This is a genomic window from Bradyrhizobium sp. i1.15.2, from assembly GCF_040548425.1.
Classification (GTDB): domain Bacteria; phylum Pseudomonadota; class Alphaproteobacteria; order Rhizobiales; family Xanthobacteraceae; genus Bradyrhizobium; species Bradyrhizobium canariense.
Genome location: NZ_JBEPRQ010000004.1, coordinates 389,779 through 400,394, shown reverse-complemented (window position 1 = coordinate 400,394; position 10,616 = coordinate 389,779). Strand labels below are relative to the sequence as shown.

Sequence of the window (10,616 nt, the reverse complement as noted above, 5' to 3'; positions counted from 1 at the left end):
CCCATCAGCGAAGTGGCAGCACGCCTCAGTTTTATCGGACAAAGGGCAAGCGTCCGATGGCATCAGTGCAACCCGGAAATGAAATAGCTCCAAGCGGTGGCCGGTACTATACTGGTGCTACTGGAAGTGCTGTTTCAAGCGTTCGTGGAAAGATTGCTACGACCAGTCTGGGAGGAACATCTGATGACGACTATGTTTGTTAGACACACGGTTTCCGACTACAAGACTTGGCGGAAAGTTTACGACGATTTTGCTCCGGTTCAGAAGGCGAAGGGCGTAACAGCCGAGGCTGTCTACCGAGCAGTCGAGAATCCCAATGACATCACAGTAACTCACGAGTTTGCCACGATTGAAGCTGCGCAAGCCTTCGCGGAGAGTGCTGAATTGAAGAATGCCATGCAGAATGCGGGAGTGGCGAAAGCTCCAACGATTTGGTTTACAAAAAAGGCGTGAAGTATCGATCCCGGCCAAGTGCCGGGATTTTTTTGCTGTGGTGGTACCATGTCGCCTGTTTGCCCATTGAGACATGCCGAGGCGGTCTGACGATATCCGAACACAGGGGTAGACCGGTAGAGAACGGCACGCGGCCAAAGTGACGCGATTGACCCTGGCTGTGTAAAAACGCAAAAGATCGAAACGCGACGAGAATGACATTCTGGCTTTGCGGGCCCGCCGCCCTAGAATTGCGGCGATCAGGATGGGCGAAATGCAGTATGTTTGCGACGCGCCGAAGGGTAAGACCTGGTTCCGTATCGAGACGGAAGGTGAAGCGGTGCAAGAGTCGCGCCTGATGCGCCACACAGTCGAGAAATATTTCTGCCGCGAGCGAGAGAAGGCAGTCCAATCCTGGCGTCCGGAGCAGCCCAACGCGATCGAGCGAGACATCGGCCTCGAGGCCCATGTACAGCGAGAGATGCCGCTTTTCCTCACGTTGCGTGACAGGGAGGGTAATCCACTGGCTACAGCGATGCTGCCACCGGGTGGCAAGGATCGCGGCGGGTTCCGGATCATCATCGTTGCCGCATGCAATGCCGATCCTTATCCTGAGCAGGATGCGGCCATCGCTGCGCTAGGAGCGCATTTCGGTCTCACACTCGATCGCCACCGCTGCTTCCCCTACGGCCGCTAAGGAGCCTGACAAGTATCGCTGCTTGGAGCGATGTCGGCTCATGGCCCGAAGGCGAAGATCGCCATCGTGTCCGGCACGTCGGCAGTCGGGGCCAGAGCGGACATCGAGAAGACGCGGGCAAAATCGACGCGAATGGCCCAACTCCGACTCTGCCGAACGATTGCGTTGATTTACGCGACGCGATCCTTGTCGGACTGTTCCTCGACTGCCGTCACGGTTTCTTCGAATCCCTTTTCGTAATTGCCCGCAAACCTTTCGATGCTGTCGGCCCACATCCTCAGAATTGAGACCTGAAAATGCATAATTGGCTTCAAGGCAATCATACCGATTTCTGTCGCTGCGGTTGTGCGCTTTTGGGCGTCGCGCGCGAAACGGCCTGAGTTAGAGATGTTGTCTGCCATGGCTGCTTGCTCCTTCTGCTCGGGTGATTAAGCCCAAAGCGACCTGCCAGGTTGTGCACTGCGTGATGCTAACCCCTCGGCTAAAGCCTGATCTGCGGCGAGTCTCGCATGTCGGTCGTCATGCAGTTCATCCAGCTTTTTCAGGTAAGCGACCGCTGCTATTTGCAAGAGATCGAAATCATATTCGCCAGCATCGCGAAGATTGGTGACGTAGCGAAAGAGGGCGGAACGCCTGTTATCGTTCTCACTAATACCACTATGGAGCAGCAAGTAGTTCCGCCAAGCGAACGCACATGCGCCTTCTATGGCTTGAGAAGTCATGGGCACCTCCCGAAGGTCAGAGAAACACTGATGAGCCGTTTCGTTCCGCGAATGTCTCCGATGTAATGCTGTTCCGTAGGTGCGCCGCAAGGTGTTTCGCGAAGAGGTCAGTGCTGTGGTAGTGGCGGTGTGCACGTCATCGTGCGCTCTGTTGCGCCTAAAGCCGGCGATCTCCTTGTCGATTTTAAACGCAAATGACAAGGTCAAAGAACCTACCGCTCGCGCGGCGTTAACGTCGCAATGCGATGGCTTCCGGATTGATCACGAAGTCAGCCCCATCTCGGCTTGAACGAAAGGAGAGGACACGCAACTTTGGGCGGAGCGGGGGATTTACGCCGTGGACATCGATCATGATGACTTCCTCGTTAATGAGGTTGGCCATTCTCAAGCCGATAACCTTCCGAACCTGCGTCGGCTTTCAGACGATTGGAGACGTAGCGCCCAAACGCGCCCGCGCGGTAACCCGGATTGGATCAGCAACACCGTTCGGAATGATTTCTGGTATTGGCCCTTTTCGTCCGCGCTAGACGCTTGGCTCGACCTCGGCTCTCGGGGCAATCCGGACGTTATCGGCGCTGGTTCAAATCGACATTCATGACCCGGAGCGGAACTCAGAGCCGAATTGGATTGACGCCAATGGGCGCTACAGATCGGGTGTTAGACCAGTCGTCCGGCCCTACGTGCTTCGCCCTCGCGACCTTGTGTTGTGGAATTCCTGAGCATGAACCTTGTCCCGGGAATTCTGAGCGACGGGGCTCGATCAGCGGTCCTCTAACATCGGCGCAGCTCGTCGCCTCAAGCCGATTCGCGACCTTGTCCATCTCCCGGATGGTCTCGCGGATCACCGCGAAGGCTGACCGACCTTGCCTGAATTTCTTGACGGGACATCTAAATATGACCAGTGCCCTCGAACGCCTCCCGACTTAAGGTCAACGAGCAGATCAGCGGCCGGGATTTTCGGCCGCTGATTTTCGCTCGAATTAAAATCAGGCTGCTCGCTTCATGGTCTCGGTCATGTGTGTTGCGGCGTCATCCACCGCCTTCACCGAAACGTCAGCGATCCGGCGACTGCTCTGTAGCGTACGCTCCAAACTTTCCCGCAGCAAATCAGTCTGCATCGCTGCAAAGTCGTGAGGCGTTCGGCACTGCCAAAGTTCGCTCATTCCTTTCATGCTCCTCTCGATCTGATATCGCGCAAGCTCAAGGCACTCTCGAGAAGCATCGTTCAGACCTTTGCTCATTGCTGTGGCCGAATAGAGGATGCTCTCAGCGTTCCGGGCAGATCTCTTGGTCGCATCCTGAGCTTCATCTCCAGACACACCAAGGGCTCTGCCCATGTGATCTGCTGAACGCCCCATCATCGCCGTCATCATATCCAGGCCAAAGCGCCACGTGTTCTGGAACATCTCTGCATTCTGCTGTACAAGATTGGCGCCTGTCTTCACTACTTGCTCGTTTGTCTCAGCCGCGGCCAATCCGATGCGCCGGGTCTGCTCAGTTGCTCTCTCGGCAGCGCGAGAAGCTTTATCCTCTGGATTATGGGTAGCCCTGTTCTCGTGGCGTTCGTGGGCCATTGTCCTTCTCCATCTCTCACGGGCATTTTCGGGGTGCTTTGCGGCTCCCTAATCAGAGCGGCATCCTAAGCAAAAAAAACGTGGTCAGTTTACGTCCGTTCCGGAAGGAATGAGATTTCACGTGCGGCTCGGCCGAGCGTGGAGCACCAATGGATCCGTGGAGTTGGTTACAGCCAGCCGGTGCGATGGACCATTGCCTCAAGTGGATAGGCGCGCTGCCGTGCCACAGTCAGGAGAACTGACGTTTCGCACCTAGGCTCCAATCGGGCGCGTGCTGCTGACCAACCGCGAGCACAGCGCCATGGACGCCAGTTTCAGACGCTGCCGGACGAGATTTGTGGTCAACGGCGGACGGCAGGCGGCTGCTGACCGGGTCCGCCGAAATGAAGTGGATCACCGGCTGGTCTACGGCCGCAACCTTCGAAGGGGAGTTCTCCAACGTGACGCGCAGCTACGCCCGATATGCTTGGTAACGTCGCGACTTCCGCTGTTGACCCACAGCGCCAGTTGCGAAGTGCAGCGACATGTCCCGACGCAGGCGAGGACCGGAAGTCGGTCGCTCAGCGGGAAACCGGACATCATCCGTCCGGCACCTCCGCCAGCCGCAGGCCCTGATACACACGCTCGCGTTTGGCGAGGTAAATTGGGTTATCGCTGCAAGCTCCATCTCGGAAGCGGCGGATGGTGAAGCTTGGAACCAGCGCAAATATCGCCTTTGCAGCAGCTTTCGCCTCGTCCAGCGAGCCAAGCAACGCGAGCGCGGCAGCCAACCCGAAATGTGCGTTCACGTCATTTCGATTGGCCTCGATGCTGCGGCGGAACCAGCAGACTGCTTCAGCATCCTCGTTAAGCTGCAGCTTGGCAAAGCCGGCTATCATGAGCCATCGATGGCCGAAGATATCACGAGGAGACAGGCGAAGTGCTTCGTTGATATGAGTCACCGTCTGCGCTCCGCGCCCCATGTACAACTTAGCGCCGCCGATTTGCGCGTGAGCCTCAGCCAAATTGTGATCCAACGTCAACGCCCTCTCGAACTCAGCGATGCCCTGAGCCGCGCGGTTCGTGCACATTAATGCGCAGCCCAAAGCCAAGTGTGCGTAAGCATGGTTGGGCGCGAGGCACAGCGCCCTTATTGATGTCGCCTCGGCCACTGCGTAATGCTCGCTCGTGGCGTCATCCAAGTAGCTCGCTCCAAGCATCAGATCGGCGCCAGCCATCCACACCATCGCGTCGACATTCTTGGGGTCGAGGGTCACCGCCCGTTCAAAAATCGTGCGCGCTTGTGGCACACCTTCCAACGTCCACCCCTTGTGCAACAAAGCTTTGCCTCGGAAATACAAGTCCATCGAATTGGGATGCGGAGATCGCTCTGATCGCCTGGCCTCTTGTTCAGTGAGTTGGGCGTCCAGTGTGTTGGCGAGGCGCGATACGATCTCGTCTTGCATATCAAAAAGATCGGCGACGGGTTTGTCAAAGCGGTCGGCCCATAGATGCGCGCTGGTTTCCGCATCCACGAGCTGAACGTTTACGCGAAGTCGATCGCCGGCTCCCTGCATAGAACCCTTTAGCACGTACCGAACATTCAGTTCGCGGCCAATCTGCTTGAGATCGATCGCTTTGCCCTTGTACGCGAATGCGGTGTGTCGGCCGATAACGAACGAGCCGGAGATGCGCGACAAATCTGTGGTCAAACTCTCGGTCACGCCATCGACAAAGTAGTCCTGCCCAGGATCGTCACTGAGGTTAGCGAAGGGCAACACAATGATGGAAAGGCGGGGCGGTGAAAGTGCGCTTGATCCCGCCCCCGGAGATAGCGCCGCCGTGCCGAACCCATCCAGAACCACAGCATAAGCTCGAACCGGACGGCCGATGTTTTTGAGGTTCTGTTCACCAATATCGGCGAACCTGTCGCCAAACTTGCCCTGGACCTGATCGTAGACAGCCGAAGAGATGCAGATGCCGCCGGGTGCTGCGACGCTCTCAAGCCGTGCGGCGATATTCACCCCATCGCCAAAGATGTCGTGGGGCTCGACGATGACGTCACCAATATTAATGCCCACTCGAAAAGCGATGCGCCTGTCTTCCGGGGCGCCGGCGGTAAGTTCGCGAACGCGCGCTTGGAATACCATCGCAGCCCGAAGAGCTTCGACGGCACTCGGAAACTCTGCGAGAAACCCGTCGCCGGTATTCTTGACGATCCGGCCGCTGTGTTCGGCGATTGTTGGATCAACAGCCTCCGCCAAGAGAACTGTCAGTTTGGTATGCGTGGTCTCTTCGTCATGGTGCATGAGCCTCGAATAGCCAGCCACCTCGGCGGCCAATATAGCCGCCAACCTCCGTTCGATCCGTCCTAGCCGCTCCTGTGCCATGACCCGCGATCCAATCTGAATGCCATTCTACGCCGGATCGGAAGGAATGCCCACGCGGACCGACAATCGGTTATTGGCCCTAAGAAGAGCGGTTCAGCCTCCCTGACGTCCGCTGTCGCTGGATAAACCGGACGCCGAGCTGCGCGTGGCTCGCCAGCTGCTTTTGACCCACAGCAGACCTTCCCGGCCCCCTCGCTCTGGCGGATTTCCTCTCTCACAGCTAGCCTTGGCATTTGTTTGAACGCACCCGGTCATCTGCTGAGAGGGAGGAAGATATGGTACTTCTCCGTGTGCTCGCTGCTGCTATTGTATGCGTCTGTTTTCAAGCTGGATTTGCCCTTGCGGAGGATACAGCGGGGCAACTCGCAGGTAGTTGGAAGCTAAGCTCATGGACAATTCAGATTATCGGTGGAGAGGCGACTGAGCCTTTCGGTCCCAATCCCAAAGGCAGGGCGGTCTTCGCGGCAGACGGATACGTGACATTCGTCATCGTGGCGGCAAATCGCAAACCGGCAACGAGCAATGAGGAGTCGGCAGTCCTTCTGAAGTCACTCCTCGCCTACTCCGGAAAATTTATGATCGAAGGAGACAAGTTTACGACCAAAGTTGATATATCGGGAAATGAGCTTTTGACCGGACAGGACCAAATACGATTCTTCAAGCTGGAAGGAGATAAGCTGACCATTCGAACGGCGGAACAAGTCAGCTCCGTTTTTCCCGGAAAGAGAGTGGTAGGAAGCCTGACTTGGGAACGCGAGCGCTAATAGCGCTGGGGTGGCACCTGTGTTCTGCTCCGCCCCGCGTCGATCAGGCATGAACTAAGAAACGACGACTTCCGTTATCGGACCAACGGAGCCAATATGCGCCGCAGGAAAGCTGCGATGCCAATCACCCTTTGAACCTTTATGGTCGCAACTTTGATTTACATTCATAAATGCGAGCAAATTCGCAGCGCTTGGATAGCGCGGGCTTCGGCCGCCACCGCGCGTGACAACATTAAGCAGTCAAGGAGGTTGAATGCTTTCACGCCGTCGTCTCCTCACCGGCACCGTCGTGACCGGTGTCGCGCTGTCAGTTCATCCGGCCACGACATTTGCGCAGCCAAAACGGGTGATCGTCGATTCGCAGGTTCACCTCTGGCCGGCGAGCACTCCGGAGCGACCTTGGCTACCCGGTGCCAAGCCGCAGCTTCCCGAGCCCTTCATCATCGAGCGGGTCATACCGCTGATGGACGAGGCCGGCGTCGATCGCGTCGTCATCGTTCCGCCGGCATCACTCGAAGGCGAGCGCGTCGACTATGCCCAAGAGGCCGTCAAACGGTATCCGAACCGCTTCGCGATCATGGCGCGTGTGACCCTCAACAAGCCCGAGGGCGCAGCGCGGCTTGCGACGTGGCGCGACCAGCCCGGCGTTCTGGGCGTGAGATTGAACTTCGGGCCCGACGAAGCCGCGTGGCTGACTGACGGGACCGCGGACTGGTTCTGGCCGGCCGCGCAGAAGGCTCGTTTGCCTGTGATGTTTCTCACATCGGGCCAGACGTCGCTGTTCGCACGTATCGCCGAGCGACACCCCGGCCTTACGCTTATCCTCGACCACATGGGCGTCGGCGCGGGTCTTCGCCCTCGTGCTGATTCATCACAATCCGGGAAAAACAACCAAGTGGCGGAAGCTATTGCCGAGGCGGCCGAGCTCGCAAAATACCCGAACGTTTCGGTGAAGCTGTCCTCGGTGCCACTGATCTCGACCGAGTCCTATCCATTCCGCGATACCATTCCGCATATTCAGCGCCTTTTCGACGCGTATGGACCGGAGCGCTGCTATTGGGGCACCGATATTACCAATTCGTTCGCCCGGGCCACCTATCGGCAGCGCGTGACGCAATTTACGGAGGAGCTTCCATTCCTCACCGAAAGCGACAAGGACTGGGTCATGGGTCGGGCGATCTTGGCGCGGCTTCGCTGGGCATGAGCTAACCTTGCGGCGATGCGCGAGTCTGCTGTTGGCCCTTCAGCGACCTCGGCAGACGTCCGCTTTCCCGCCGCTGGTAGGGGGTGAGCGGACATAAGGCGGCCAGCTGCTTAATGAGTACACAGCCTAGGAGGGTCCTGCTGCCAGTTAAATTCGGCGACTGTTCGCGATTCCTCGCCGTGCGCAGACGCCGCCCCTGCACTGGCGGTGATCCACAGGCGATGCTTGCGCTATTCCCGCCGCGGCATGCGGCACGGATCCGTAGCCCGCACATCGCCTGTTTCGTCCAGCCGTTTGCACGCAAATTCCCTGTTCACTACCGATAAATTCCCTGTTCGGATTCGGCGGATCGCGCCCCGGATGCGCTGAATTTCAAGGCAAATGTTCGCATTTCCATGGGATAGCGGCCTCACCGCAGGCGCGCTTTCCCTGTAAAATTCCCTGTTCGCAGGGAATTCGGACCGCATGTTGGCGCAGAGCGAAATGACAACCATCCAGTCGCGCACGAGCGTCCATTGCACGTCCCAGGAGAGATGGCCCGCGATTGGGACCACCCCTGAGACTAGTCAAATTGGGCCATCGGGTCTGTTCGCTTTCGCACTCGCGCGAGAGCCGGACCAGGGAGTCCTGATCGTCTCCCATGATGGTGCGTGCATCCGAACCGCCGATGAAATGGCGGCGGTCGTCGGATTGAACCTAACGATATGAGTTGGCGCGTCGGCGCCATTTGCCTGGACGAAAGCCACCGGGATCTCCTGTTGTCGCGTTGCGAATACAGCTCTTGGCTGCACTGCCGCGAACCCCGGGAGCGTTACTCATTCGACCGGGCGCACAGGTCAAATGCAGAGGAATGCCAGTCCTTTCTGCGGCAATGTTGTTGCTCATCTTGCGGCCAAATTTGTGGTGCAATCGATAACTGGGAACTTCAAGCGAGCGAGCGGGCGGCCCGGCACCGGCTCTCGCCCAAAAGCGACAAATCAAAGCCAAATGCATGAAGGGGCACGGCAATGAATCATGGCGAAAGAACGCCCATTGATCGCCGCACCGGTTACGCTAGAGCCAAAGCCGAACGGTCGATGCCAACAACTCTGCAGGAACACCTTGAACAGGTTGAGCGCGACATCGAATTATACGCAGAGTTTGATAAGGCCGAGAAAGCTCGGTTCAATCGCGAGTCTTACTTATGGACGGCAGAAGAACGCATCGAGTGGCAGGAGACACAATCTGACAATGCCAAAAGAGTTCGTGAATTGCTCGAACAGCGCGGCGCCTTGCGCCGGCAGCGACCAGTAAAGTGGCTGTGAAGCGGAGAGTTGAAACTGTCATTCTAAGTACTTCCGCCATCTTTAATCCGACGGGTCGCCTCGCCACTTTTCTGCACATGACATGTTGGTATTTGGGTTGCAGCGGGATTATGTTTTGCGGGCGTCCGCCGCAAGTTTTTTGGCCTTCTCGTTCTCCACCTGCTCTTCGACGAACATGAGGATCCTGCGGCGAGTAGCTTCGTATCACATGCTGAAAACCGCAGCATCCAAAGGCCTTCGATAGTGTTCGGCCGGGCTAAAGCCGCAAGCGTGATAGGGCTCCGCGAGCTCACAATCGAGGTGCGCGATCGAGGCGTGTGGCTGCTCGGCGCCAGTTCTCCGGGCAACAGTTCGCCGCCGCTCACGACATGCCGACCCGTGCTGCGTTTTCGCGGGTGAAGCGAATGACCGATTAAGGCTTCTGTCGTGTCGCCCGCCCGCGCCAGATCGATTTTCGTCTGTGAAATAGCCTGTGCGGACCGTAGTCTCTTCAGCCCTCAACACGCGGAGTCTAAGGCTCTGAAGTTCGGCAAGCTCGGAACGGGCGCATCGCAATGCTGTCTCAGCAAAATTGCGTGATTATACGCCGCAGCAGGTTTACTCGTTGCACGCCCCTAGAAATATACGTTGATCAAAAAAGCGGCAACAACATGCAATAGAAATACAACCTATGAGGTTACAATAGTCAAGATGCGCCGCGGCGACGTGCGTGAACCACCTCGAAAAGAACTTCAGCAGCACCGCGCTCTTTGGCGAAATTCTGTAGGCGGCGGCCAGTGCAGTTGACCCAAATCACGACGATGGCGGCCGTTACGGTGACTGGGTTTGCGCACTCAAGCGCGACCGGAGCGGCCGAGGGCAATCGCGGCACCGGAAGGAACTTCCTGCGTCTGTGGTGGATTTGCTGTTCAAACAAAGGGAGATCATCCATGATCAGAAAATCTGCACTCGTGGCACTTGCATGCATTGCTCTGTCCTCACCGGCCTTCGCGCAAGGAGGTGGCGGAGCAGGAGGAGCCGCTGGAGGTGGCAGCGCGGGGGCGGCGGCGAGTTCCGGCGCTGGCACCGGCACCTCGACGAGCAGCACTAATTCCGGAGCCTCAGCTCCCTCAGGCATGGGAACGCAGGACACCACGATTGGCGCCAGCCACAGCAATGCATCGCAGAACAATCCGAACGTCCAGCCGCCGACGCCAAACGGAACATCGCCGACCGCTGCACAGGCGGAGCGAAATAGCGGCGTAGGTCATGCCGCCAACGGGTTGCCGATCGGTAGTCCCGGTACGGGCACCAGCAACGAAGACCAAAAATAGCGCTTCCCTGAGACTAACGCCCGCAAGTTTTGTGGGCCTCTTTCGCGCGCATGCGGCGCGCACTCCGAACCGCGACTGGTGAGGAGCCTTGAAAGTAGGTAGGCAAGACGCTCCTGCATTGATGGGCACCTCCAACTCTATGGCCCGCCGAATGGCGGCAGCGAGATTCTTGAGCGGCAGACTTGAAGTGTTAGCCCGCCCAAGGGAAATGTCTTGGAAGGAGCGAGATCGGGCAGG

General features: G+C 57.8%; 10 protein-coding genes and 1 pseudogene. 6 read left to right on the top strand and 5 right to left on the bottom strand.

All coding sequences use genetic code 11. From position 1 onward, the window contains the following. Nucleotides 1–183: 183 nt before the first annotated feature. Nucleotides 184–453, top strand: a complete 270-nt coding sequence (locus ABIB80_RS11645; RefSeq protein WP_009859273.1) for an antibiotic biosynthesis monooxygenase — start codon at nt 184–186, stop codon at nt 451–453. A gap of 244 nt (nt 454–697) precedes the next feature. Beyond that, nucleotides 698–1,129 carry a hypothetical protein gene (locus ABIB80_RS11640; protein ID WP_245285917.1) on the top strand — a complete coding sequence of 144 codons (432 nt, stop codon included), beginning with the start codon at nt 698–700 and terminating at the stop codon, nt 1,127–1,129. 170 nt (nt 1,130–1,299) lie between these two features. Here the strand turns inward: ABIB80_RS11640 and ABIB80_RS11635 are convergent, their stop codons facing one another. From ABIB80_RS11635 to ABIB80_RS11625, 3 genes are all read right to left on the bottom strand, one after another. Continuing rightward, a complete protein-coding gene (locus ABIB80_RS11635) occupies nt 1,300–1,530 on the bottom strand; it encodes a hypothetical protein (protein WP_007595383.1) in 231 nt (76 codons plus the stop codon). Nucleotides 1,531–1,557: 27 nt separating this feature from the next. Beyond that, entirely contained in the window at nt 1,558–1,851 is a 294-nt protein-coding gene (locus ABIB80_RS11630; RefSeq protein WP_083869852.1) for a hypothetical protein, read from the bottom strand. A gap of 986 nt (nt 1,852–2,837) precedes the next feature. Next, on the bottom strand, nt 2,838–3,425 hold the full coding sequence (locus ABIB80_RS11625) for a phasin family protein (protein ID WP_007595372.1): 588 nt from the start codon (nt 3,423–3,425) through the stop codon (nt 2,838–2,840). Between the two features lie 362 nt (nt 3,426–3,787). Between ABIB80_RS11625 and ABIB80_RS39350 the strand changes: the two are divergent. Then, nucleotides 3,788–3,898, top strand: a pseudogene (locus tag ABIB80_RS39350) (autotransporter outer membrane beta-barrel domain-containing protein); the annotation flags it as partial. A gap of 105 nt (nt 3,899–4,003) precedes the next feature. Here the strand turns inward: ABIB80_RS39350 and ABIB80_RS11620 are convergent. Beyond that, a complete protein-coding gene (locus ABIB80_RS11620) occupies nt 4,004–5,794 on the bottom strand; it encodes an adenylate/guanylate cyclase domain-containing protein (protein WP_354127443.1) in 1,791 nt (596 codons plus the stop codon). A gap of 275 nt (nt 5,795–6,069) precedes the next feature. On the opposite strand from ABIB80_RS11620, the gene ABIB80_RS11615 reads away from it, so the two are divergent. The 3 genes from ABIB80_RS11615 (at nt 6,070) to ABIB80_RS11605 (ending at nt 9,066) form a co-directional block, all read left to right on the top strand. Beyond that, the gene (locus ABIB80_RS11615) at nt 6,070–6,558 is read left to right on the top strand and encodes a lipocalin-like domain-containing protein (protein ID WP_354127442.1); all 489 of its coding nucleotides are present in this window, start codon (nt 6,070–6,072) and stop codon (nt 6,556–6,558) included. 289 nt (nt 6,559–6,847) lie between these two features. After that, complete coding sequence (locus ABIB80_RS11610; RefSeq protein ID WP_354127441.1) at nt 6,848–7,762, top strand: amidohydrolase family protein; 915 nt, start codon at nt 6,848–6,850, stop codon at nt 7,760–7,762. Nucleotides 7,763–8,769: 1,007 nt separating this feature from the next. Beyond that, nucleotides 8,770–9,066 carry a hypothetical protein gene (locus ABIB80_RS11605; RefSeq protein ID WP_245285915.1) on the top strand — a complete coding sequence of 99 codons (297 nt, stop codon included), beginning with the start codon at nt 8,770–8,772 and terminating at the stop codon, nt 9,064–9,066. Between the two features lie 685 nt (nt 9,067–9,751). Here ABIB80_RS11605 and ABIB80_RS11600 read toward each other — a convergent pair. After that, nucleotides 9,752–10,033 carry a hypothetical protein gene (locus ABIB80_RS11600; protein WP_157158590.1) on the bottom strand — a complete coding sequence of 94 codons (282 nt, stop codon included), beginning with the start codon at nt 10,031–10,033 and terminating at the stop codon, nt 9,752–9,754. Between the last annotated feature and the right edge of the window lie 583 nt (nt 10,034–10,616).

Bases quoted from the DNA above. Each gene is read 5' to 3' on its own strand.
- ABIB80_RS11645 (WP_009859273.1), top strand. From the start codon at position 184: ATGACGACTATGTTTGTTAGACACACGGTTTCCGACTACAAGACTTGG.
- ABIB80_RS11640 (WP_245285917.1), top strand. From the start codon at position 698: ATGGGCGAAATGCAGTATGTTTGCGACGCGCCGAAGGGTAAGACCTGG.
- ABIB80_RS11635 (WP_007595383.1), bottom strand. From the start codon at position 1,530: ATGGCAGACAACATCTCTAACTCAGGCCGTTTCGCGCGCGACGCCCAA.
- ABIB80_RS11630 (WP_083869852.1), bottom strand. From the start codon at position 1,851: ATGACTTCTCAAGCCATAGAAGGCGCATGTGCGTTCGCTTGGCGGAAC.
- ABIB80_RS11625 (WP_007595372.1), bottom strand. From the start codon at position 3,425: ATGGCCCACGAACGCCACGAGAACAGGGCTACCCATAATCCAGAGGAT.
- ABIB80_RS11620 (WP_354127443.1), bottom strand. From the start codon at position 5,794: ATGGCACAGGAGCGGCTAGGACGGATCGAACGGAGGTTGGCGGCTATA.
- ABIB80_RS11615 (WP_354127442.1), top strand. From the start codon at position 6,070: ATGGTACTTCTCCGTGTGCTCGCTGCTGCTATTGTATGCGTCTGTTTT.
- ABIB80_RS11605 (WP_245285915.1), top strand. From the start codon at position 8,770: ATGAATCATGGCGAAAGAACGCCCATTGATCGCCGCACCGGTTACGCT.
- ABIB80_RS11600 (WP_157158590.1), bottom strand. From the start codon at position 10,033: ATGCATGCAAGTGCCACGAGTGCAGATTTTCTGATCATGGATGATCTC.